This is a genomic window from Caballeronia sordidicola (assembly GCF_002220365.1).
Classification (GTDB): Bacteria; Pseudomonadota; Gammaproteobacteria; order Burkholderiales; family Burkholderiaceae; genus Caballeronia; species Caballeronia sordidicola_C.
Map to the genome: position 1 here is coordinate 24,328 of NZ_MTHB01000049.1, position 21,838 is coordinate 46,165.

Sequence of the window (21,838 nt, forward strand, 5' to 3'; positions counted from 1 at the left end):
TGCTTGCGCGAACCTGCTCAGGGCATCTCCCGCAGCATGTCGACGAATGCTTTCAGCCCTGAGGGCACATGGCGGTGCCCGGGGTAATAGAGGAACAATCCGGGGATGGCAGGGCACCAGTCGTCCAGCACCGTCACGAGCTTCCCGGTATCGATAAACGGCTGCGCGGTGCGATCCGGCACATAGGCGATCCCCATCCCGTCTGCGGCCGCCTCGGTCATTAACCCCGGATGGTCGAGGGTCAACGGACCCGGCGCATCGACTGTCAGTTCCTGGCCGTGTTTCTCGAACTCCCATCGATAAAGCTTGCCGCTTGGCAGGCGAACGCGAATGCAAGCGTGCTCCTTGAGATCGTCCGGTACGAGCGGCGGTTTGCGCCCGGCGAGGTACGCGGGCGATGCAACGGCAAGAAAGCGCACCGGGCCGCCAAAGCGCACGGCGATCATGTCCTGCGGCAGTGCTTCGCCAAGTCTTACACCGGCATCGAAACCACCAGCGACAATGTCGACCAGCCGGCCCTCCGTTGCGAGGTCGACAGACATGTCCGGATATCGCGCAAGGAAGGCAGGGACAACCGATTGCATGAGCAGCCGCGCCGCCGGCTCGCTTGCGTTGATACGAAGCGATCCGCTGGGACGACTACGCACCGCATCGACTTCTTCCAGCGCAAGGTCGAGTTCTTTCAGCACCGGTTGCAAGCGGGAGACGAGACGTTCGCCGGCCTCGGTCGGAGAGACACTGCGTGTCGTGCGGTTCAGCAGACGCACGCCCATCTTCAGTTCGAGCGTTCGCATCATGTGACTGAGCGTGGAGGGCGAGACCCCCAGTTCGTCCGCCGCTTTGCGGAAGCTGCGATGCGTGACGATCGCGGCCAACGCCGTCAGGTCGCCAAGAGCGGGCCGGTCATTCATGGCTAATTTTCACTAAGTAATCCGAGATCGTGCGGATAGTATCAGGAATAGAGGGGGTCTAGTATGGTCTTCAGGACACGCTGCAATCTCGTGGCGCGGCTCTTTTTTGGAGACAACTCACATGGCTCAAACATGGCTTATTACCGGTAGCTCTTCCGGTTTCGGGCGCCTGCTGACTGAGAAGCTGCTGGCGCGTGGCGACAGCGTGGCGGCGACGTTGCGCAAGGTGCACGCCCTCGACGGCTTGAAGGAGCAGTTCGGCGAGCGCCTTTGGGTGGCGTCGCTGGATGTGACGGATACGCCAGCCATTCAGCAGGTAACCAGCCGGGCATTTGCCGAGATGGGGCGTATCGATGTCGTCGTCAGCAACGCGGGCTACGGACTGGTCGGTGCAGCGGAAGAACTGAGCGACGAGCAGATCCGGCAGCAGATCGACACGAACCTGATCGGCTCGATCCAGGTCATACGCGCCGTGTTGCCGTATTTGCGGCGCCAAGGCGGCGGCCGGATTCTTCAGGTGTCCTCAGAGGGCGGTCAAATTGTGTATCCGGACTTCAGCCTGTATCACGCGACGAAATGGGGAATTGAAGGCTTCGTCGAGGCCGTTGCGTTGGAAGTCGCATCGTTTGGGATCGAGTTTACGATCGTGGAACCGGGCCCCGCAAAAACGAGTTTCAGCGGGGGCATTGTCAAATCGGTGCCCATGGCAGCCTATGACAACACGCCGGCCGGCGATGTCCGGCGCGCAATCGAAGCAGGTTCGTTCGTGTTGAAAGGCGATCCGGACAAGATGGTCCAGGCCATGATCGATAGCGTCGAGCGCACGCCTGCACCGATGCGGTTGACCTTGGGCAGCGACGCTTTCGACAGGGTTCGCGCCGGGCTGTCAAAACGGCTTGCCGAGCTCGATGCGCAGAAGGACGTTGCCCGGTCGACCGAGCTGGACGACGCGTAACTCAATGACGTAACTCAGTGACGTAACTGAGTGACGTACTCAGTGTTTCCCGTAGACGTCGTTGTCGTTCGCCAATATCTGCCGTTCGCGCCGGATCCTGCGTTTTTCGAACGCTTGCCGATGCGTCACGATCTGAGAACCGCCCAGTTGGTTGACCTTCACCGCAGTGACCTGGTTTGCGCCCGACTGCGTGACGGCACGTAGAAGCATTGCGCGCGCTTCGGAATCGGATACGTCGCTCGCTAGTGCGTCGCCTGCCGATCGCAAGACGCAGGGCACGTCGCCTGCCTTCTCGCAGGCCCGGGCAAGGCCCAGGGCTGAATCTCGCGCGCGCTCGCGCTGGACCAACTCGTTGGTGATTCGCTGGACATCAGCCCGTTGATCCTCACCTGGCGGAAGCATCGCCAGTTGCTGCCGAGCGGCGTTCAGCTCGCCTCGCACCATGGCCGAACGCACCGCATCGATGGTTCCCATTACATCGATCGCGGCGTTTTTTGCGGTGACGGGGGCGTTGATGCTGCCGGGCTGAGCGGCAACAACCAAGCCGTTCTCGGCGAGCGGCCCGGTCCCGGGCTTCGCTTCGTGGATGTCGTAGTTATTTTGACCGGACCCGTGGTACAGGTACGAAGCGCCCGCAATCAGCGCAGCCAGGGTGATGAGAGCGGCCCCGGCAAGCTTGATGCGCCGGCTCGACTGGCTTTGCGAGGCGAAGGTAGAAGTTTCCGCTTCCGACAGGCTCGGATAGGGCGAATCGACCGGGGTCCGCTTTTCTTGGAGCCGGTCGGGCAATACCTTTTTCGGCATTGCTTCAGGCGAGGGTGACTCTGCTGTGCTCGCGGCCGCGGGTTCAGTTTTGCAACGCGGACAAGCCGCATCAGGCGATGCCAGCAGGTTGCCGCATACGGGGCAATCACCGGCGGTTTCTTGGTTACGCACGTTTAAGTCAGTCATCAAAAGGCTAGGACAAGCATTATGCAGGTCACGGTGTTTTCTTACTGCGCGGTGCAGATCGATGCTGAAGCGTTCGCCCAGGTAGAGCCTGCCTCGCAGCGATAGGCTATACCTGGACGTAGCCGAAAACGGCCCGTCTAACCTAATTGCGGCTTGCTGCGCATTATGAACCGGGCGCAAGCCAATGCCTTGATTTCCGTGCGTTTTCAGCCACCGTGACCACCAGGCCCGAGTTGTACGCGTGATTGAATCGCCTCTATGACCTGCTGACGGACGAGCGCGCTGATCCCCTGCAAAAGCACAGCGCGGTACTGACGTTCTTTGGCCACGTAATCCTGGTTAGATAGGGCCAACGACCTAGCAGTTCATGCAGTCCCAAACCGGTGGACAACAGCACAACGCGAAGCCAAACGTCGCCCCGGCCACATGCCGCATGCTTGCCGCAAGTCCGTACTGCGCGCCGGCGCTCAGCGCGACGATATTGACCGGTCTGGGCGAAATGGACGTGGCCAGCGCAAAGGCTGCCATGGAAAGAAAGATGCTCGTGTATTACCCCTCGTCTATCAGCCGGCTCCCTCGTTGGGGAGGTCCTGGAGACCGAAGGTATAGGGCGACGTGGGTACCTGTATTGAAGAAAATTACCCTTTGAGTTTTTTACAGCCGAGTCTTTGGAGGAAATATTCGCAGACCACCCGCCACCGCATGCCCCGCGATGCCTCATAAAATAGTTCGCGCGCCATGTCGATTCCCGAGCGCACTGCGCGTCGTGTGGATAGGGCGGTGATCGGGTGCTGCAGTGCGATCCGATCCGAAAGATGTTGTTTCGCGGCCCCATTTATTTTCAACGACATGGAGAGTGTTCATGACTTACATAGATGGATTTGTCGTCGCGGTGCTTACGACCAATCGCGAAACGTACAGGAAGTTTGCTGAATCGGCAGCGGTAGTCTTCAAGGAAAACGGCGCATTGAATGTAGTCGAGTGTTGGGGTGATGACGTGCCGGAAGGGAAGCTGACGTCGTTCCCAATGGCGGTCAAACGCAACGACGACGAGACGGTGGTGTTTTCATGGATTGTCTGGCCGTCGCGTCAGGTAAGGGATGAAGGGATGAAAGCGGTGATGGCCGATCCTCGGGCGCAGCTTGACATGAATGCGATTCCGTTCGACGGCAAGCGCATGATTTACGGCGGTTTCGAGGTGATCGTGGACGTGTGAGTCCGCGTGACCACCACCCGGGAGATGCGGTTGCGGGCGCTACGAAAAGATACCCGCGCCCGCTTTATTTCACAGGCGCCTCGCGTCGCGCGCCCATGCCCGGAAGCCGCTTGATCACACCCGTAGCCAGGGCCGTCCCGACAAGAATAGCGACACACGCCTTGATCATTCCGGGTGATACGTGTTCCGAGAGGAAGAGCGCGCCCCACAGGATGCCGAAGATCGGGATGACAAACGTGACGCTGATCGTGCGCGCGGGGCCGGTTGCCGCGATCAGCCGGAAGAACAGCATGTAAGCGACGCCGGTACACGCTACGCCCAGCGCGATTACCGCTCCCCAGGACTGCGACGAAATGGGCGTGGCCGGCCACCAGAACACGGCGAACGGCAGCAGCACGACGGTAGCGGCGGTCATCGTGCCGGTGGCGACGGCGAGTGAATCGACACCGGTTAGATTGCGCTTGGTGTAGCTCGCCGCGATCCCATACAGCAGCGTGGCGCCGAGCGCTGCGACTGCGGCAAGCGCAGTGGTCACTGGCGGCACGGTCGTCCCAGCGCTGGTTGTCCCCACGTTTATCTGATTCCAGACCAGGGCGACCACGCCTGCGAAACCAATCACCAGTCCGGCGATGCGTAGCCCGCTCAGCCGATCCTTCAGCCACAGGAACGCAACGATCGCGCCCCACAGCGGCGTAGTCGCGTTGATCACCGACGTCACGCCCGCTGACAGCGTGAGTTCGGCATAAGCGAAGAGGCAGAATGGCGCAGCTGAGTTCAGGATGCCAACCACAAACAGCGGCCATGCATGGGTGCGCAGTAGCTGAAAAGAGCCGCTCGCGGACCTGCGCATGACCAGCACGATCAGCAGGAACAACGCGCCGATGCCGACCCGCAGTGCCATTAACGGCGCGACGCCAAAGTCGGCAACACCCATGCGGATAAAGAGGAACGACCCTCCCCATAAGGCGGCGAGGATGAGCAACTGGACGATATTTATAGGATTCATTTTTAGGGCGTCGAGCGCAATGGAGTCGCGACGCGGAGCCATCGTATAGGCGGTGTAGTGCTAGATGATTCAGTCCGGCGTGAAATGACCAAGCATTCGATCAAGCATTCCGACGGCAAACGTCTTGGTCCACTATACGGCTGCAATCGTAGGCCGTGGATAGGTGGCCGCCAAACGAACAATTCTCATGCGTATGTGAGAAAAATTACGATCGGATCGCACGGCAAGTTGAGTTGGCTAGCGGCGGATGGCTTTCTCAGGGTTATCTCTAGTATCTCGACAACTGGCGAAATTTGTATGATGACCACATCACCCAACAAATAGAGGCGGCATGTTCGACAAGATCCCTGCGCAAGCCTTGAGCGACACGGTCGCGCAGCAGATTCAGTTGCAAATCGAGAAGGGCAGCTTCGTAAAAAGCGGAAAATTGCCGACCGAAGCCGTGCTCGCGCAGGAGTTCGGGGTGAGCCGCACGGTCATCCGCGAAGCGATCTCGCGCCTGAAAAACGAGGGTATGGTCGAGCCGCGCCAGGGCAGCGGCGTGTTTATCGTCGAGCGGGCGGGGATCAGGCCGCTGCGGATCGATTACGCGCAAGCAGTCGAGCCCGGCGCGGTTGTGCAGATTCTGGCGCTGCGCCGGGCGATCGAAGCGGAAGTCGCGTCGGAGGCCGCCATGCGCCGCACGGACGCGCAGATGGACGAGATCGAAGCGAAGCTGGCGCGCATCGATGTTGCCGTGGCGAAAGGCGAGGACGGCGTAACTGAAGACGTCGAGTTTCATCGCGCGATCGCAAGAGCCACCGGCAACCCGTATTTCCTGACCACGCTTGCATTCCTGAACCAGTATCTCGAGGCCGGCACGCTCGTTACGCGCCGCAACGAATCGCTGCGAGAAGACTTTTCGCGGCAGGTTCGGGAGGAACATGCGCGGATCGCGGCTGCCATTCGCGCTGGCGACCCCATGGCTGCGCGCAATGCCGCACAGACCCACCTTTACAACGCCGCTCGCCGCCTCGCGGAAGCCGGCATTTGCTGACCAGTTGATTCGAAGGATAACGAAATGTCCAGAAACGTGGGAGTGATCGGCTTGGGCGCAATGGGCCTGGGCGTCGCGCGTTCGTTGTTGCGCGCGGGCTTCAAGGTTCATGCTTGCGACGTGCGTACTCAAGTGCTCGACGCGTTCGCGGGCGAAGGCGGTATCGCCTGCGCTACGCCTGCCGAGTTGGGCAGCCAGTGCGACGTCGTAGTAACCGTTGTCGTCAATGCGGCGCAAACGGAGACCGTATTGTTCGGCTCGGAGACTCAACCCGGCGCCGTCTCCGCGATGAAACCTGGCGGCGTGGTACTGGCTTGCGCGACGGTGTCTCCCGCGTTTGCCATCGAACTCGGCAAGCGTGTGGAAGCGGCTGGCCTGCATATGCTCGATGCCCCCCTGTCCGGTGGCGCGGCGCGCGCGGCATCCGGCGAAATGACGATGATGACGTCAGGCCCCGCGTCCGCCTATGAGGCCTGTGAGGACGTGCTCGAAGCGATTGCGGGCAAGGTTTACCGGTTAGGCGATGAGCATGGCGCGGGCTCGAAGGTAAAGATCATCAATCAGCTCCTGGCGGGCGTGCATATTGCCGCGGCGGCCGAGGCCATGGCGCTTGGGCTTCGCGAAGGCGTGGACCCGGACGCGCTCTACGACGTCATCACGCATAGCGCGGGCAACTCGTGGATGTTTGAGAACCGCGTCCCGCACATTCTCGCAGGAGACTACACGCCGTTGTCAGCCGTCGATATCTTCGTGAAGGATCTTGGTCTCGTACTCGATACGGCGCGCACCTCGAAGTTTCCGCTGCCGTTGTCGGCCGCGACACACCAGATGTTCATGATGGCGTCAACAGCCGGACACGGTGGTGAAGACGACTCGGCGGTGATCAAGATTTTCCCGGGCATCGACATACCGAAGGGGGCCAAATAATGACCAAAGCGCTGCTTGGCTGCATCGCCGACGACTTCACCGGTGCCACCGACCTCGCCAATATGCTCGTGCGCGGCGGTATGCGCGCGGTGCAGACCATCGGCGTGCCGGCATCGGACGCATCGGACACATCGGACACATCGGATATAGGCATTGAAGCGGACGCGCTGATCGTCGCGTTGAAATCGCGCACCATTTCCGCGCAAGAAGCGGTCGCGCAATCGCTGGCGGCGCTCGAGTGGCTGCGTGCGCAGGGCTGCCGGCAGTTCCTGTTCAAGTACTGCTCGACCTTCGATTCCACTGATAAAGGCAACATCGGGCCGGTTGCCGATGCATTGCTCGACGCGCTGGGCGAGGACTTCACCATCGCGTGCCCCGCGTTTCCGGAGAACGGCCGCACGATCTTTCGCGGCAACCTGTTCGTGGGCGATGTGTTGCTGAACGAGTCGGGCATGCAAAACCATCCGCTCACGCCCATGACTGATCCTAACCTTGTGCGTGTGCTGCAACACCAGACGAAATCCAAGGTCGGGTTGATCGCGTATGACGTCATCGCGAAGGGACCGCAAGCCGTGCGCGACAGAATCGCTGTGTTGCGCAACGATGGCGTGCGTATGGCCATCGCCGACGCCGTCTCGGATGCCGATCTCTACGTGCTGGGCGAAGCATGCTCGGATCTCAAGCTGATTACGGGCGGCTCGGGCATCGCGCTCGGCTTGCCGAATAACTTCCGCGCGGAGAACTTGCTCACTGAAGCGGACCATGCATCTGAGCTGCCCAGGATTGAAGGCCGATCCGTCGTGCTGGCGGGTAGTGCGTCGAAGGCGACCAACGAGCAGGTGGCGCAGTGGCGCGCAACGAAGCCGAGCTTTCGTATCGACCCGCTCGCGCTCTCGCGCGGCGAACCGGTGGTTGAGCAGGCCGTTGAATTCGCGACGAAGCATGCCGATGAACCGGTGCTGATCTACGCCACATCCACGCCCGAAGAAGTCAAGACCGTGCAGAAGGAACTGGGCGTCGAGAAAGCCGGACATCTGGTCGAACAAGCGTTGGCATCGATTGCACGCGGGCTTCGCGATGCGGGTGTGCGGAAATTTGTTGTTGCGGGCGGCGAGACCTCCGGCGCGGTCGTGCAGGCGCTGGGCGTGAAATCCCTGCGCATTGGCGCGCAGATAGATCCTGGCGTGCCGGCGACGCAGTCTATCGGCGAAGATCCGCTGGCGCTCGCATTGAAGTCAGGCAACTTCGGCACGAAGGATTTCTTCATGAAGGCGCTGAAGTCTCTCGATGGAGTCGCGTGACCATGGCGACGAATGAGAACCGCATTCGCGAGGAAATCTGCGAGACGGGCGCGAGTCTTTATGAGCGTCGTTATACGGTTGGCACTGCCGGGAACATCAGCGCACGGCTTGACGACGGTTGGCTGATCACGCCGACCGATGCCTGCCTCGGTCGCCTTGATCCGGCGGATATCGCCAAGGTCGATGCAGCGGGTAATCACGTGTCCGGCGGCAAGCCATCGAAGACTCTGGCACTGCATAGAAAGATCTACGAGAACAACAGCGACACGCACGGTATTGTCCACACGCACTCCACGCATCTGCTCGCTTTGACGCTTGCCGGTATCTGGCGCCGCGACGACGTATTGCCGCCCATCACGCCGTACTTCGTGATGAAGGTCGGCCATGTGCCGTTGATCGCTTACCGGCGTCCGGGCGATCCCCTTGTCGCGCAACAAGTGGCGGCGCTTGCGTCGAAGGTGCGGGCGGTACTGCTGGAAAGGCTGGGGCCGGTCGTTTGGGAAAAATCGGTCAGCCATGCGTCGTACGCGCTGGAAGAGCTTGAGGAAACCGCACGGCTTTGGCTCCTCGCGCGCTCGACCAATGCACCGCTTCCTGAGCCGCTCGATGAGGCCGCCATCGACGACCTGCGCAAGACCTTCAACGTGCGCTGGTAGCGTCCACCGCTCCCAAGCCACGTACGCAACAGAATCAACGAACACGAAACTGCCTTCCGGAGACAAGCATGACCCCTGACCAAGCGGTGCCTGGTGGCCCGCGCACGCCTGCAGCTTCTGCGTACGACAATAAAGAACTTACCCGCACCTATTCGAAGGTGTTCTGGCGCATCGTGCCGTTTCTCATGCTGTGCTACGTGGTGGCCTATCTGGATCGCGTGAATGTGGGGTTTGCAAAACTTCAAATGTCGCAGGATCTTGGTTTTAGTGAGACCGTATTCGGCTTCGGCGCAGGCGTATTTTTCTTGGGCTATTTTCTGTTCGAACTGCCAAGCAATATCCTGATGCACAAGATCGGCGCGCGCATCTGGATAGCGCGGATCATGATCACATGGGGCATTCTCTCGGCGCTCTTTGTATTCGTGAAGACCCCCACGCAGTTCTACATCTTGCGGTTCCTGCTCGGGTTGGCCGAAGCCGGGTTTTATCCCGGCGTGATCCTTTACCTGACCTACTGGTTTCCGTCGCACCGGCGCGCGAAGATTGTCGCTGTGTTCATGTCGGCTATTCCGGTGGCGGGCATCTTCGGTAATCCGTTGTCCGGCTGGATCGTGCAGACGTTCTCGGACAGCCGGCATTTCGAAGGCTGGCAGTGGATGTTCCTGATCGAAGCAGTCCCGGCGCTGTTGATCGGCATTGCGACCATCCTCTATCTGGACAACAACATCCGCAGCGCAAAATGGCTCAGCGAACGCGAAAAGCGCTTGCTGGAAGATGAAATCAGCGCGCAGCCGCAGCACGCCGGAGACAGCACCAGACATTCGCTGCGCGCGCTGTTCGCCGATAGCCGCATGTGGTGGATGTCGCTGATTTACTTTGCGTTCGTCACCGGTCAATACGGGCTGACGTTCTGGATGCCGACCTTCATCAAGTCCACGGGCGTGAGCGGGGCGTTCAATATAGGCTTGCTGAGCGCCATTCCGTTTCTGGTGGCTATCGTGGTAATGAACGTGTTGGGCCATAGCGCGGACAAGCGGCGGGAACGTCGCTGGCATCTGATTGTGCCGGCGCTTGCTGCCGCGATCGGCTTCTCGGTGGCTGCATCGTTCGCGGGCAACACGGTGGTGTCGATCATCGCGCTCTCCGTGGCCGCCGCCGGTGTGCTGACGTGCGCGCCGTTGTTCTGGTCCTTGCCGACAGCCTTCATGTCCGGAGCCGCAGCGGCAGCCGGGATCGCGGTGATCAATTCGATCGGCAATCTGGCTGGCTTTGCGAGCCCCTACATGATTGGTTACCTGAAGGACCTGACGCACAGCACGGCGACGGGCATGTACGTCCTCGCCGCCATGCTTGTAATTGGTGCCATCGCCACGTGGCTCGTGCCCGCCAAGCTCGTGAATCGCTGAACTCATTCAAGGAGTCGATGTTATGCCCCGTTTTGCCGCCAATCTCACGATGATGTACACAGAGCACGCGTTCCTCGACCGTTTCGCTGCTGCAGCGAAGGACGGATTCAAGGCCGTGGAGTTCCTGTTCCCCTATGACTTTGCCGCAGCCGAAATCAAGGCGCGGCTCGACGAACATGGCCTCACGCAGGCCTTGTTCAACGCACCGCCGGGCGACTGGGCGGCGGGCGAGCGCGGGACCGCTTCGTTGCCGGGGCGCGAGGAAGAGTTCGCGCGCGCCCTCGATAAAGCGCTGGAATACACCGCGGTGCTCGGCAACAAGACGCTGCATGTGATGGCGGGTCTGATCACGCCGGAACAGTCGCGTGAAAGACATCGCGCGGTGTATGTGAAGAACCTGGAACTGGCGGCCAACGCCGCACACACGTTGGATATCACGGTCGTTATCGAACCGATCAATACCCGTGACATTCCCGGCTTTTTCCTCAACCGCCAGGACGACGCGCAAGCGATCTGCGAGGAGATCGGCGCGCCGAACCTCAAGGTGCAATTCGATTGTTACCACTGCCAGATCGTGGAGGGCGACCTGTCGGTCAAGCTCAGGCGCGACATGAAACGCCCGCATGCGGGCATCGGTCATATCCAGATCGCGGGCGTGCCGCAGCGGCATGAGCCGGACATGGGCGAGCTGAATTATCCGTACCTGTTCGACCTGATCGATTCGCTCGGCTACGACGGCTGGATCGGCTGCGAATACAGGCCGAAAGCCGCGACGTCGGACGGACTCGGCTGGATCAAACCTTATCTGCAACGCGCGTGAGGGCAACATGAACATTCTTATTACCGGCGGCGCCGGTTTTCTCGGACAACGGCTTGCACGTCGTCTTCTCGAACGCGGCAACCTGTTGGGCCAGCCGATCACCGGACTCACGCTGCTGGACGTCGTGCGTGCGCCGGATCTGGGCGACAAGCGCGTGCGAACCGAGACCGGCGATATTGCGGATCGCAGCGTGCTTGAGCGGTGCATCGGCGCGGACACTCACGCGATCTTTCATCTTGCCGCGATTGTGAGTGGCCAGGCGGAAGCGGATTTCGAACTGGGCATGCGCATCAACCTGGACGCATCGCGCCTGCTGCTCGATGTGTGCCGCTCGCTTGGACACGCGCCGCGGGTGTTGTTCACGAGCTCGGTCGCGGTGTATGGCGGCACGCTGCCCGAGGTCGTACGTGACGATACCGCGCTGAATCCGAAGTCATCGTATGGAACGCAAAAAGCGATCGCGGAGTTGCTGTTGTGCGATTACTCGCGACGCGGGTTTGTCGATGGCCGCGTGCTGCGCCTGCCGACCATCAGCGTGCGTCCGGGACGGCCGAATGCAGCGGCATCGTCATTTGCCAGCGGCATCATTCGCGAGCCGCTGAATGGCGAGCGCGCAGTGTGTCCGGTGGGGGGCGACGTGCGTTTGTGGCTGCTGTCGCCGAAACAGGCAATCGAATCGCTGATAGCAGGGTGCGAGCTTGAACAGGCCGAGCTCGGCACGTGGCCGGTCGTCAACATGCCGGGCCTCTCGGTCAGCGTGACGGAAATGGTCGATGCACTGAAAGAAGTGGCGGGCGAAGAGGTGGCTGCGCTGATCGACTGGCAACCGGATCCGAAGATCGAAAAGATTGTCGGGAGCTGGCCGGGTGCGTGGGAGACTGAGCGAGGCGAAAAGCTGGGGCTGGCGGCCGATCGCAACTTCAGCGATGTGATTCGCGCCTTCATTGAAGAGAGCAAGTCCGCTGGCGCGTGAATGCTTAAGGCAGCCAGGCGATCGGGGCGGGCGCTGAACGGCGCCCGTTGCACGTCGCCCGTTGCACGTCGCCCCCTAAAGTTCCAGCCGATACCCCACGCCGTAGACCGAAACAATCGGTTCGCTGTCAGGACGCACGACCTGAAGCTTGCGGCGCAGGTTCTTGATGTGACTGTCGATGGTGCGGTCGGTCACGACCCGATGATCGTCGTAAAGCTGATTGAGCAGGTAATCGCGCGGGAAGATCCTGCCCGGCGATTTCATCAGCAATGCCAGCATGCGCAGCTCGACCGGCGTGAGCTTGAGCTCCTCGCCGTCGAGCCGTGCACGATGAAATTGCTGGTCCACCTCAAGGCCCGTCGCAACGGGTGCAGCCGTCGCTGCGGGCGGGGCCGAACGGCGCAGGATGGCCTTCACGCGTGCGACGACCTCGCGTGGACTGAAGGGCTTGCAGACGTAGTCATCGGCGCCGATCTCGAGGCCGCGCAGGCGATCGGCCTCATCCACGCGCGCCGTCAGGATGATCACCGGGAGCGTCGAGAACTGTCGTACCTCACGGCATATGTCCATGCCGTTGCGCCCGGGCAGCATCAGGTCGAGCAGCATCAGGGAGGGCGGGGTGGTGCGAATGAACGGGATCACTTCGGCGCCGTCGCTGATCGACGTCGTTTCGAATCCTTCGATATGCAGGTAGTCCGCCATGACCGCCGCCAGCTTCGGCTCATCCTCGACGATCAGGATTCGAACGCCGCGTCTCTCGGTAGTCATGCCACGCCTCCTTCCGGTTCAAAATGCGCGGTTATCCAGACGCCGCCAAGCGGTGATGGCCGGGCAACCGTGGTCCCGCCGTGGGCGGTCACAATAGCGCGGCACAGTGCAAGGCCGAGGCCTGCGCCACCGCTCTGGCGACTGCGCGATTCATCGACTCTGTACAAGCGTTCGAACAAATGCGGCAACGCTTCGGCAGGCACTCCCGGCAGAGAGTCCTGGATATCGAGTTGCCAGCCGCGAGGGCCGACGCTCACCGAGACGCATACGCTTCCGCCTGGATCGGTATAACGCAACGAATTGAGCAGCAGGTTTTTAAGCAACTGCACAAAGCGCGCGGGATCGACCTGGAAGATCACGCCGGCGGCTCCGTTAGCCGACTCTTGCGCCGACAGTTCCGGCAGCGTCAGGCTCAATGCAATCTGCTTGGCCCTGAACGATTCGCGCATCGCCTCGACCGATGCGCGTACCAGTTGTCCGATGTCGGCCGGCACCTTCCGGTAGCTCAACGCACCGACATCGCTCAACGATAACTCGTACAGGTCCTCGATCAATTTGTTCAGCATCGCGACTTCGGTTTGTAGCGAGGCCAGCGAATGTCGATCAAACGCATGCACGCCGTCCTCGATCGCTTCCAGTTCACCGCGCAATACGGCGAGCGGCGTGCGCAGTTCGTGCGAGATATCGGCGATGAAATCCCGGCGCGAGCGTTCCGCGCGCTGCAGGGAATCCGCGAGCACATTGAAGTCGCCCGCCAGCCGGTCCAGTTCATCGCGGCGCCCGGCGGCAACCCGGGTGGTGTAGTCGCCGCCCGCCAGCCGGTGCGTTGCGATCATCAACCGCTTGACCGGCGCCAGCACGATCCGCGCAAGCAGCATGGCAACCAGTGCAGCCACGATCACAGCCACGCCGGCGATCTCCCAGGTCGCACGCGCCTGCTGGGCCTGGAACGCGATATCGGCGGCATCGGAAAGTGTATTGGGCGCGTTGGCCGCGACCCAGCCGACGATCTTGCCGTTGTAGACCACCGGCTTGAGGGCGGTGTCGGGCGGCGGCTCGGAGTCAGTCGTGGCGACCAGGTCATGGTTGGCGTCGTAGAGCGTGGCGGGTTGGGGAGCGCCGCGTCCTCCGCGTCCCATGAGCGGACGCGGAGGGCGCTCGTAGGACGGTTCGTCGAATGGCACGTCGCGTCCCACGCTGCGGTCGCGGTTTGCCGCCACCCCCGAGTCGGCGAACGCGGGGGCAGGCAGGCGCATGCCCCAGTGCGAACCCTCTTCGCTACCCGAGAGCGGTCCGAGCATTTGCTGCACGCTGGCGCTGCCCGGGAAAGTGCGCCAGCTCGGCAGTTTGTTCGTCTGCGCCTCGACCATCTCCTGCCTGAGGGCCTGATCATGTGCGGCGTCGAGCAGCGTTATCCATTCTTCGGGATGCTGACGCAGGAAATTCCAGCTGCCGTGAGCGGCGTATTCAGCCGTCACCTTCGCCATGACGGCGTTCAGCCGCCCGGCGTCGCGCGCGCGGACGTAATGCAGGAAGCCGTTCTCGAAACTCAGGCGCAGCGCGTATCCCATCGTGAGAGAAATCGTCAGGCAGGCGATCAGTACCGCGAGGAACATCTTCCACGTAATGCCAAAGCGAATCTTGCCTGCCCGCGCGCGGGAGCGGGTTCCAAGTGCTTTCAAAATGTTACGCGAGCTGCGGCGCGGCGTTTGGCCCGTGGTTGAGGCCACGGAGGGGCCCGTCGATGAGCCTGCCTGTGCGCCGAGTGGTTCGCTATGTGTTTCTCTGTGCATTCGCGGATTCTAGTGGAAACAGGGAAGCTGCCTCACGTTTGCGCGACGTTCCGGAGCAACCTCCACGATTTCTCCTTCTTTTGTTCATTGTCAGTGCGTGATGCCTGGCTAGTATTCGATCCTGCCAATGGGGTCATGCAACCCAATCCACTCAAGGCTGATTCAACTGCCGATTCATTGTCGATTCTGGAGAGAACACATGCAAACCGCGTCGAGCGTTCAGCGACCCTCATCGAAGGTCTTCGGACGCGTTGCTTCGCCGTCCCGTGATAGCGGCAAAAGGCCGGCGGCGAAGGCACCCGCAGCCGCCTGCGCGAGCGCTGCGCAACAGGTCATCAAGCTGCGTGGTGCACGGGTGTCCGAAACGCTGCCGCGGCCATGGGGCGAGTGCTGCAGGATTGTGGAATGGGTCAATCGCGAGGGGCAATACTCGTGTCTTGCGGTGCCGGGCGACGCGTCGGAAGACGAAATTCGCCATCGGATGCGTTCACACAAGAACGGCCCGCAGCACCTTGTGACGGACGACCGTGAGTTGCCGGCGCGCGTAGTATTGCCGCGAGCATAGCGGCATGGCGCTATCGGGCAACGCATCGCCCGTTTGCTGACGCTCATCTGACGCTCAGGAAGTCCCCTAGGAAACACAGTGAAAACACGTATCTTTTTTGTCGAGGCCAATCCGGCGATCCACGGGAATCTTCGCGATGTCCTTGAAAGCCGCTACATGGACGTCCATACGCTCGGCAGCGGCAGTGCGTTGATCGGACGCATGGGGCACGATGTCCCGGCTTTGATCGTGCTGCGAGACGGCTTGCCCGACATGAGAGCATCGGCCGTCCTGCAGGCGCTGCGACAGGCCGGCCATGACACCCCGGTGATCGTGATCGGGGACTCGCTTGACTCGGTGGAGCTGATCGTATGCCTTGAACTGGGCGCCGATGATTACGTCAGGATGCCTTGCAATCCACGCGAGCTGCTGTCGCGGGTCGAGAACGTGTTGCGCCGCGCCCCGCACAAATCCCACGCGCCGTTGAATGCCATGGGACGGTGCGACATCGGCGAATTTGTCCTCGATTTCCGGGCCCGCATGCTGACCCGCCACGGCGTGCCCGTTGCTCTGCATTCGAGCACGTTCGCGTTGCTGCGCCTCTTCGCGCAACATCCGCTAGAGGTGTTGTCCCGACGCGTCATCGCTGACAAATTGCGTGGCGCCGGCGAAGGGCATTGCGACCGTTCGCTCGACGTGCTGGTCTGCCGGTTGCGGCGGATTGTCGAAGCTGACCCGTCGACGCCGCGCCTGATCCAGACCATTCGCGGGCGCGGTTATGTCTTCACCCCGTCCGGGATGAGTGCCGCTTCCATGGATTACGACGAACTCGACGTCATGCCGCCGGAACCGGCGTGGAAGCGAGTCCCTGCGGTGAACAGCTACGCTTAGCCGCCGCGTTGTCCATGCCCGTTGTCCATGCCCTTCACCGGTCCTTACACTCGGTCTAACCGTACTTGCGGGCTGCCTGCCGGGTCAGTCGCGCGAATGCTGCGAGCACGCGGTTGCACGTCAGCGTTTGACGCCATAGTTTCTCTTTCAGATACGCGCTCGGCACCCACTGCCACGGCAACACAACGTCGACCACGCCCCACGCGGGCCGCCAGCGCTCGGCCACCCGGCGACGCCGGAACAGGCTCAAGCTCGGAATCCCGAGATTCGACGCGAGATGGCCAATGCCGGAGTCGTTGCCGATAAACCAGCCCGACTCGTACATGCAGCAGGCAAGCTCGTGCAGGTTCGCAAATTGGGGCGCCGGAATATCCAGCGTCGAGAGATCGCGCCAGCGTTCTCGCTCATGCGGCGCGATCACGAACTGCACGTCATAACCGCGTTTTCGCAGGCGCTGGGCGAGCCGCACGAAGCGGTGCGAGGACCAGCGTTTGTCCTCGGTGCTGGCCTCGGGATGAATCATCACGCGCTTGCCGTTCCTGCGATGCACAAGGCTCGCAGGCGCTCTCATTCCGTTATCCAGCACCGGCGCGCTCAGCGCCAGATCGTCCCGGCAGAAGTCAGCGAAGCGCTGTGCCATGCAGCCCGGGCGGTCGCCGAATTCGACGTCATGCAGCGTGACCACGTGAGGATGAACATCGGCGAGATCATGCAGCGGCTGGTTCCGTTGCATCTGGAAAACCGTGTCGTACTGAGCGAACGCAGTGGCGAGATTGTCCTGCGGCAGCGCAAAGATAGTGACGCCGGAAAACCAGTGCCGAAGCGCGTGCGCGGGCGTGCCGTACACGGTGACGTCGATACCGTTGTCGATCAGGTTCCGCACGATCACCATCGATACCAGCGTGTCGCCTATCGCGTTGGACGTGACGAACGCAACCCGCCTGAACGGGGCAAGCGCAAGCGACGAGGGGCGGGTGGGGTTAGGCATGCGTTTCTGCGTTCATGCGTTGGCAGTCAGTGCGCGCAGCCGGTCGAATGCTTGAGACACCGTGTTGACCGACAACATGTATTTCCAGTAACGCTCCTTGAGCCACCCGGTCGGCAAATACGCGCTGCCGATCAGCACCTGCCCCACGCCCCAGCCGGGACGCCATGTGCGAGCTGTGCCGCGGCGCATGAAGAGCGATAGCGTGGGGATCTGGAGGCTCGACGCAAGGTGTCCCACACCTGAATCGTTGCCGATGAACCAGCCGGACTCATAGAGCCACCCGGCGACCTGATCGAGCGGTCCGAGATCGGCGAGCGTGAGCCCGAATCGTTCAATATGCGTCCAGTGCGCGCGTTCCTCGGGCGCCACGACGAATTGCGGGTCAAAGCCGCTGTCCCGCAGCTTGATCGCAAGCCCGATGAAGCGTGACGCCAGCCAGCATTTGTCGGTCGTGCTGGCCATGGGGTGGATCACCACGCGCAGCGAGCGCTGGCGATGAGTCAGGCCGGGCAAGGGCGTGATGCCGTTGGCTTTGTCGACGAGGGTGAGGCGCAGTTCGTCGTGGCAGAACCGTGTCAGGCGTTCGGCCATCGACTCGGTTGAATTGGCGCTGCACAGATGGGCCAGGACGATGACCTTGGGATGCAGCCGTTCCAGGTTCACAAACGGTTTGTTGGCGTGAAGCTGGATCACCGTGTCGAAGCGGGCGAGTTGATTCGCGCAGTCGTCCGGTTTCAGTTCGGGTTCAATATCCATGCCGGGAAACCAGCTCCGCATGTTATCGATTTGCTGGCCAAACACCGTGACCGACACACCGTTCAATCTGAGATTGCGTGCTACGGTCATCATCAGCAGCGAGTCGCCGAGCGCCGACGAGAGGATCAATGCCACACTCGACAGTGGCTGGATTGCGTGCGGCATACATGCTTCCGGCGAGGCACTCCGCTGTCGGGGGAGCGCTTTCCGCTCAGGATGGATCCCCGAGCCGGAGGCAGTCTAAGATCCCGCTCCATTACGTGGGTTACGGCACAACTTACCAATACTTAGGAGCCGGGCAATGTCAGGGCAACAAAGTACCGATGCCGCGCGGATCGTCCCGGGTCAATGGCGAGTCGGATCATGCGATAACTACGTGACCGCCGTGTGTCGGATGTGCATTTGATCTGCGTTTGATGTACTTCCGATCGTCGTTTCAGGCGGCGCCGCCGTCGCCCAAACAGGCGGTGTTTCCACTCGCAGACCTCGCGCGATTCGGCGACCGGCTTGCGTTCACCACCGACAGCTACGTCGTCGACCCCTTGTTTTTCCCTGGCGGCGACATTGGCACGCTGGCGGTATCGGGCACGGTCAACGACCTCGCCGTGTCGGGTGCGAAACCGCTGTTTCTATCGTGTGGGATGGTGATTGAAGAGGGCCTTGCGGTTGATGTTCTACGCCGGGTGGCGGCAAGCATGCAGCGTGTCGCGATCGAAGCGGGGGTGTCTATCGTTACCGGCGACACCAAGGTGGTCGAGCGCGGTTGCGCGGACAAGCTCTTCATCAACACCGCAGGCGTGGGCGTCGTGCCGCCTGGCGTGAATATATCGGCGCGTCGTGCGCAGCCAGGCGATGTCGTGATAGTGAACGGCTTTCTCGGAGACCATGGCGCGGCGATCCTGGTCGCACGGAAACAGCTTGCATTGCAGTCCGATATTGCCAGCGATGGCGCGCCGCTCGCGTCACTGGTGGATGCAATGCTGGGTGCGTGCAAGGACATCCACTGCATGCGCGACGCAACGCGTGGCGGAGTCGCCACAGTGCTCAACGAGTTCGCGGCGTCGTCGGGTGTGGCGATCCGCATCCAGGAAAACGCGCTGCCGATCCGCGAGGAAGTGAAGGGCGCATGCGAGATCCTCGGCCTGGATCCGCTGTATCTGGCGAACGAAGGCAAGCTGCTTGCGATAGTTCCCGCACACGCTGCATCAAGCGTGCTCGCGGCGATGCATGCGCACCCGGCTGGCACGCGGGCGGCTGTCATCGGTGAAGTCATTGCGCAGCCCGCGGGCATCGTGGTGCTGCATACGGTGTTCGGTGGACAGCGAATCGTCGACATGCTGACGGGCGAGCAACTGCCCCGGATCTGTTAGGCGGCATCGAGCATAGGGGCGCAGTGTCATGCATGAACTGAGCATCGCGAATAGTGTCGTCGAGCTGTGCGCCGAACGCGCGATGGGCGCGCGGGTGTTGCGCGTGACGCTGGAGATCGGCCGGTTGTCGGCGGTGATGCCTGACGCAATCCGCTTTTGCTTCGATGTCTGCGCGAAAGACACCGTGGTCGAAGGCGCGGCACTGGAGATTGTCGAGACACCGGGCCTGGCGCGCTGCCTCGACTGCGGCGGCAGCGTGGACATGACCGATCTGCTCGAACACTGCGCGTGTGGAAGCGTCAATCTAGAACTGCTGGCCGGCAGCGAGCTGAAGATAAAACAGATGGAGGTGGTTTGATGTGTACCACATGCGGTTGCTCGAAAGGCGCTGGCGCGGTGATCACAGACCCTGAGACGGGTGAGCAGATCGAGACGCCGGCAGGCAGGAAGCGCTGCTGCGCGCGAACCGGGTTCATGGCGGCAACTTGCGACCGGGTCGGCGGGTGCAAGCGTGGCCGCGCATCTGCATGCTCGCGCGCATCGGCATACTCATGCCGCTCACGTTCACGAACATGACGGGCACGTGCACAGTCATGAACATGTTCACGAACACGATCAAACCCAAACGCCCGCAGCCCTCGAGCACCCAGACACCGGACACTTGCCGGTATCCCTGTCCGAAGTGGCGATTGCCGCGGCAACCCACGGCACGACGATCGCCCTCGAACAGGATGTTTTGGCGAAGAACCAGTTGCTTGCCGAACACAACCGCGGCTGGCTGGCGAGCCGCGATATCACCGCACTGAACCTCGTCAGCTCACCGGGAGCGGGCAAGACCACGCTGCTTGAACGCACTATCCGCGATCTCCAGGATCTACACAGCGCCCAAACAATCCAGGTAATCGAAGGCGACCAGGCGACGCTCAACGACGCCGAGCGGATTCGCGCGACTGGTTGCCGCGTGGTCCAGATCAACACGGGCACGGGTTGTCATCTCGATGCCGGCATGGTGTCTCGCGCGCTGGCGCAACTTGATCCGCCGGCCCAATCGTGGCTGATGATCGAGAACGTTGGAAACCTTGTATGCCCCGCGTTGTTCGATCTCGGCGAACAGGCGAAGGTGGTGATCCTGTCGGTGACCGAGGGCGAAGACAAGCCGCTCAAGTATCCGCATATGTTCCGTGCAAGCCGCCTGATGCTGTTGAACAAGATCGATCTGCTGCCGCACTTGCGTTTCGATGCAGCCCGCTGCATTGCGTATGCGCGACAGGTGAACCCTTCTATCGAAATACTGCAGGTATCGGCGCAAACCGGGGCGGGGATGAAGGCATGGTACGCGTGGCTGGAAGCAGCCGCGTTGGCGGAAGTCGGGGAAACAGTGCGCTAGAGCGCCAGCAGCGCGGCGGTTGGATCGTGTTGCAGCTTACGGTACGAGCAAGGATGCGAGGCTCATGATGCCGAACCAAATGTCTCAGCTTTTTAATGACCGCCCAACAGGTCTGCGCCACAAAATTGCCGGTATCTACGCGCTCCTGCTCGTCTTCAGCGTGGTGGCATGGGCATGGGCGCTGACGGCTTTTCACGGGCAGCCAGCGCTTCTGGGCACGGCACTTTTAGCGTACACGTTCGGGCTGCGCCATGCGGTGGATGCGGACCACATCGCCGCTATCGATAACGTCACGCGCAAGCTGCTCCAGATAGACCGCAGTCCGCTCGGCGCCGGCTTGTTCTTCTCGCTCGGCCACTCGACGGTGGTTGTCGCGCTGACAGTGGGTGTAGCGTTCGCGGCAACCGCATTGACGACGCATTTCGATGACCTCAGAGGGTTCGGCGGCCTGATCGGCACCAGCGTGTCGGCGCTGTTCCTGTTCGTGCTGGCCATCGCGAACCTGGTTGTGCTGGGGTCCGTGATCAGGTCGTTTCGCGCGGTGCGCCGCGGCGAGCCGCAAGTCGAAACCGATCTCGACCTTCTGCTGAACAATCGCGGATTCCTCTCGCGCTTGCTTCGGCCATTGTTGAGACTCGTATCGCGTAGCTGGCATCTTTATCCAGTGGGGTTCCTCTTCGGGCTCGGATTCGATACCGCGACCGAGGTTGCGTTGTTCGGCATATCGGCGGCCCAGGCGTCGCATGGTCTCTCGTTCTGGTCCGTGCTCGTGTTGCCGATCTTGTTCACGGCAGGCATGTCGCTGGTCGACACCACCGACGGCATCCTGATGCTCGGTGCGTATCGCTGGGCCTTTTGTCCGGCCCATGCGCAAGCTCTACTACAACATCACGATCACGTTCGTTTCCGTGGTGGTCGCGGTGGTGATCGGCGGGATCGAGGTGCTGGGTTTGCTCCAGGACAACTTCGGGCTCAAGGGCCCATTCTGGGATGCTATCGGCAGCCTCAACGAGCACTTCGGGCTGTTGGGCTACATCGTCATTGGTATTTTCATTGTGAGCTGGATCGTCTCCATAGCAATCTACAAGCTCAGGCGTTACGACGATATCACCGTGAAAACGCTGTGACTGAAAACGCTGTGACTGAAAACGCTGTGACACTACGGCTAAACGCTAAAATTCAT

21 protein-coding genes and 2 pseudogenes are annotated in these 21,838 nt (G+C 61.5%); 15 read left to right on the forward strand and 8 right to left on the reverse strand.

Annotated elements, in window-relative coordinates; all coding sequences use genetic code 11:
• Nucleotides 1-17: 17 nt before the first annotated feature.
• A complete protein-coding gene (locus BSU04_RS08805; RefSeq protein WP_089160259.1) occupies nucleotides 18-911 on the reverse strand; it encodes a LysR family transcriptional regulator in 894 nt (297 codons plus the stop codon).
• A 121-nt stretch (nucleotides 912-1,032) separates the two neighbouring features.
• On the opposite strand from BSU04_RS08805, the gene BSU04_RS08810 reads away from it, so the two are divergent.
• Nucleotides 1,033-1,866: an SDR family oxidoreductase gene (locus tag BSU04_RS08810; protein WP_089160260.1), complete on the forward strand. Its 834-nt coding sequence runs from the start codon at nucleotides 1,033-1,035 to the stop codon at nucleotides 1,864-1,866.
• A 39-nt stretch (nucleotides 1,867-1,905) separates the two neighbouring features.
• Here the strand turns inward: BSU04_RS08810 and BSU04_RS08815 are convergent, their stop codons facing one another.
• Together BSU04_RS08815 and BSU04_RS47435 are read right to left on the reverse strand one after the other, a co-directional pair.
• Nucleotides 1,906-2,670, reverse strand: coding sequence for a hypothetical protein (locus tag BSU04_RS08815; RefSeq protein WP_089160261.1), 765 nt, complete (start codon nucleotides 2,668-2,670; stop codon nucleotides 1,906-1,908).
• Nucleotides 2,671-3,148: 478 nt separating this feature from the next.
• A pseudogene (locus tag BSU04_RS47435) lies at nucleotides 3,149-3,345 on the reverse strand (LysE family translocator); the annotation flags it as partial.
• Nucleotides 3,346-3,679: 334 nt separating this feature from the next.
• Between BSU04_RS47435 and BSU04_RS08830 the strand changes: the two are divergent.
• Nucleotides 3,680-4,033, forward strand: coding sequence for a DUF1428 domain-containing protein (locus tag BSU04_RS08830; protein WP_089160263.1), 354 nt, complete (start codon nucleotides 3,680-3,682; stop codon nucleotides 4,031-4,033).
• Between the two features lie 64 nt (nucleotides 4,034-4,097).
• On the opposite strand, the gene BSU04_RS08835 is transcribed toward BSU04_RS08830, so the two are convergent.
• Nucleotides 4,098-5,081: a DMT family transporter gene (locus BSU04_RS08835; protein ID WP_373452812.1), complete on the reverse strand. Its 984-nt coding sequence runs from the start codon at nucleotides 5,079-5,081 to the stop codon at nucleotides 4,098-4,100.
• A 289-nt stretch (nucleotides 5,082-5,370) separates the two neighbouring features.
• Between BSU04_RS08835 and BSU04_RS08840 the strand changes: the two genes are divergently transcribed.
• From BSU04_RS08840 to denD, 7 genes are all read left to right on the forward strand, one after another.
• Nucleotides 5,371-6,075, forward strand: coding sequence for a FadR/GntR family transcriptional regulator (locus tag BSU04_RS08840; RefSeq protein ID WP_089160264.1), 705 nt, complete (start codon nucleotides 5,371-5,373; stop codon nucleotides 6,073-6,075).
• 24 nt (nucleotides 6,076-6,099) lie between these two features.
• Nucleotides 6,100-7,002 (forward strand): L-threonate dehydrogenase, encoded by a 903-nt coding sequence (gene ltnD, locus BSU04_RS08845; protein WP_089160265.1) that lies wholly within the window; start codon nucleotides 6,100-6,102, stop codon nucleotides 7,000-7,002.
• A complete protein-coding gene (otnK, locus tag BSU04_RS08850) occupies nucleotides 7,002-8,303 on the forward strand; it encodes a 3-oxo-tetronate kinase (protein WP_089160266.1) in 1,302 nt (433 codons plus the stop codon). Before ltnD ends, otnK begins: the two co-directional genes overlap by 1 nt.
• A 2-nt stretch (nucleotides 8,304-8,305) precedes the next feature.
• Nucleotides 8,306-8,959, forward strand: coding sequence for a 3-oxo-tetronate 4-phosphate decarboxylase (gene otnC / locus BSU04_RS08855; protein WP_089160267.1), 654 nt, complete (start codon nucleotides 8,306-8,308; stop codon nucleotides 8,957-8,959).
• A 68-nt stretch (nucleotides 8,960-9,027) separates the two neighbouring features.
• Entirely contained in the window at nucleotides 9,028-10,365 is a 1,338-nt protein-coding gene (locus tag BSU04_RS08860) for an MFS transporter (RefSeq protein WP_089160268.1), read from the forward strand.
• Nucleotides 10,366-10,387: 22 nt separating this feature from the next.
• Nucleotides 10,388-11,185: a 2-oxo-tetronate isomerase gene (gene otnI, locus BSU04_RS08865; RefSeq protein ID WP_089160269.1), complete on the forward strand. Its 798-nt coding sequence runs from the start codon at nucleotides 10,388-10,390 to the stop codon at nucleotides 11,183-11,185.
• Between the two features lie 7 nt (nucleotides 11,186-11,192).
• A complete protein-coding gene (denD, locus tag BSU04_RS08870; protein WP_089160270.1) occupies nucleotides 11,193-12,158 on the forward strand; it encodes a D-erythronate dehydrogenase in 966 nt (321 codons plus the stop codon).
• A gap of 75 nt (nucleotides 12,159-12,233) precedes the next feature.
• On the opposite strand, the gene BSU04_RS08875 is transcribed toward denD, so the two are convergent.
• Both BSU04_RS08875 and BSU04_RS08880 read right to left on the reverse strand, forming a co-directional pair.
• Entirely contained in the window at nucleotides 12,234-12,926 is a 693-nt protein-coding gene (locus tag BSU04_RS08875) for a response regulator (RefSeq protein ID WP_089160271.1), read from the reverse strand.
• Nucleotides 12,923-14,608, reverse strand: coding sequence for an ATP-binding protein (locus tag BSU04_RS08880; RefSeq protein WP_256982337.1), 1,686 nt, complete (start codon nucleotides 14,606-14,608; stop codon nucleotides 12,923-12,925). The genes BSU04_RS08875 and BSU04_RS08880 overlap by 4 nt, the downstream gene beginning before the upstream one ends.
• A gap of 310 nt (nucleotides 14,609-14,918) precedes the next feature.
• On the opposite strand from BSU04_RS08880, the gene BSU04_RS08885 reads away from it, so the two are divergent.
• Nucleotides 14,919-15,284, forward strand: coding sequence for a DUF2866 domain-containing protein (locus BSU04_RS08885; RefSeq protein WP_089160272.1), 366 nt, complete (start codon nucleotides 14,919-14,921; stop codon nucleotides 15,282-15,284).
• A 78-nt stretch (nucleotides 15,285-15,362) separates the two neighbouring features.
• Entirely contained in the window at nucleotides 15,363-16,154 is a 792-nt protein-coding gene (locus tag BSU04_RS08890) for a winged helix-turn-helix domain-containing protein (protein ID WP_089160273.1), read from the forward strand.
• A 55-nt stretch (nucleotides 16,155-16,209) separates the two neighbouring features.
• Here the strand turns inward: BSU04_RS08890 and BSU04_RS08895 are convergent, their stop codons facing one another.
• Both BSU04_RS08895 and BSU04_RS08900 read right to left on the reverse strand, forming a co-directional pair.
• Nucleotides 16,210-17,142 (reverse strand): glycosyltransferase family 9 protein, encoded by a 933-nt coding sequence (locus tag BSU04_RS08895; protein WP_089160274.1) that lies wholly within the window; start codon nucleotides 17,140-17,142, stop codon nucleotides 16,210-16,212.
• 12 nt (nucleotides 17,143-17,154) lie between these two features.
• On the reverse strand, nucleotides 17,155-18,063 hold the full coding sequence (locus BSU04_RS08900; RefSeq protein WP_089160275.1) for a glycosyltransferase family 9 protein: 909 nt from the start codon (nucleotides 18,061-18,063) through the stop codon (nucleotides 17,155-17,157).
• Nucleotides 18,064-18,314: 251 nt separating this feature from the next.
• On the opposite strand from BSU04_RS08900, the gene hypE reads away from it, so the two are divergent.
• The 4 genes and pseudogenes from hypE to BSU04_RS08920 all read left to right on the forward strand — a co-directional run bounded on the left by hypE (nucleotide 18,315) and on the right by BSU04_RS08920 (nucleotide 21,782).
• Entirely contained in the window at nucleotides 18,315-19,268 is a 954-nt protein-coding gene (hypE, locus tag BSU04_RS08905; protein WP_089160276.1) for a hydrogenase expression/formation protein HypE, read from the forward strand.
• A 28-nt stretch (nucleotides 19,269-19,296) separates the two neighbouring features.
• Nucleotides 19,297-19,626: a hydrogenase maturation nickel metallochaperone HypA gene (hypA, locus tag BSU04_RS08910; RefSeq protein WP_089160277.1), complete on the forward strand. Its 330-nt coding sequence runs from the start codon at nucleotides 19,297-19,299 to the stop codon at nucleotides 19,624-19,626.
• A 60-nt stretch (nucleotides 19,627-19,686) separates the two neighbouring features.
• Nucleotides 19,687-20,655, forward strand: coding sequence for a hydrogenase nickel incorporation protein HypB (gene hypB, locus BSU04_RS08915; RefSeq protein ID WP_256982338.1), 969 nt, complete (start codon nucleotides 19,687-19,689; stop codon nucleotides 20,653-20,655).
• A 67-nt stretch (nucleotides 20,656-20,722) separates the two neighbouring features.
• Nucleotides 20,723-21,782 (forward strand): annotated as a pseudogene (locus BSU04_RS08920) (HoxN/HupN/NixA family nickel/cobalt transporter).
• Nucleotides 21,783-21,838: the final 56 nt, after the last annotated feature.

Excerpts from the sequence above, each read along its gene's own strand:
- BSU04_RS08810 (WP_089160260.1), top strand. The coding sequence starts at position 1,033 with ATGGCTCAAACATGGCTTATTACCGGTAGCTCTTCCGGTTTCGGGCGC.
- BSU04_RS08895 (WP_089160274.1), bottom strand. The coding sequence starts at position 17,142 with ATGCCTAACCCCACCCGCCCCTCGTCGCTTGCGCTTGCCCCGTTCAGG.
- BSU04_RS08830 (WP_089160263.1), top strand. The coding sequence starts at position 3,680 with ATGACTTACATAGATGGATTTGTCGTCGCGGTGCTTACGACCAATCGC.
- otnI (WP_089160269.1), top strand. The coding sequence starts at position 10,388 with ATGCCCCGTTTTGCCGCCAATCTCACGATGATGTACACAGAGCACGCG.
- otnC (WP_089160267.1), top strand. The coding sequence starts at position 8,306 with ATGGCGACGAATGAGAACCGCATTCGCGAGGAAATCTGCGAGACGGGC.
- BSU04_RS08840 (WP_089160264.1), top strand. The coding sequence starts at position 5,371 with ATGTTCGACAAGATCCCTGCGCAAGCCTTGAGCGACACGGTCGCGCAG.
- BSU04_RS08900 (WP_089160275.1), bottom strand. The coding sequence starts at position 18,063 with ATGCCGCACGCAATCCAGCCACTGTCGAGTGTGGCATTGATCCTCTCG.
- BSU04_RS08805 (WP_089160259.1), bottom strand. The coding sequence starts at position 911 with ATGAATGACCGGCCCGCTCTTGGCGACCTGACGGCGTTGGCCGCGATC.
- BSU04_RS08875 (WP_089160271.1), bottom strand. The coding sequence starts at position 12,926 with ATGACTACCGAGAGACGCGGCGTTCGAATCCTGATCGTCGAGGATGAG.
- hypA (WP_089160277.1), top strand. The coding sequence starts at position 19,297 with ATGCATGAACTGAGCATCGCGAATAGTGTCGTCGAGCTGTGCGCCGAA.
- BSU04_RS08815 (WP_089160261.1), bottom strand. The coding sequence starts at position 2,670 with ATGCCGAAAAAGGTATTGCCCGACCGGCTCCAAGAAAAGCGGACCCCG.
- ltnD (WP_089160265.1), top strand. The coding sequence starts at position 6,100 with ATGTCCAGAAACGTGGGAGTGATCGGCTTGGGCGCAATGGGCCTGGGC.
- BSU04_RS08835 (WP_373452812.1), bottom strand. The coding sequence starts at position 5,081 with ATGGCTCCGCGTCGCGACTCCATTGCGCTCGACGCCCTAAAAATGAAT.
- hypE (WP_089160276.1), top strand. The coding sequence starts at position 18,315 with ATGTACTTCCGATCGTCGTTTCAGGCGGCGCCGCCGTCGCCCAAACAG.
- BSU04_RS08860 (WP_089160268.1), top strand. The coding sequence starts at position 9,028 with ATGACCCCTGACCAAGCGGTGCCTGGTGGCCCGCGCACGCCTGCAGCT.
- denD (WP_089160270.1), top strand. The coding sequence starts at position 11,193 with ATGAACATTCTTATTACCGGCGGCGCCGGTTTTCTCGGACAACGGCTT.
- otnK (WP_089160266.1), top strand. The coding sequence starts at position 7,002 with ATGACCAAAGCGCTGCTTGGCTGCATCGCCGACGACTTCACCGGTGCC.
- BSU04_RS08885 (WP_089160272.1), top strand. The coding sequence starts at position 14,919 with ATGCAAACCGCGTCGAGCGTTCAGCGACCCTCATCGAAGGTCTTCGGA.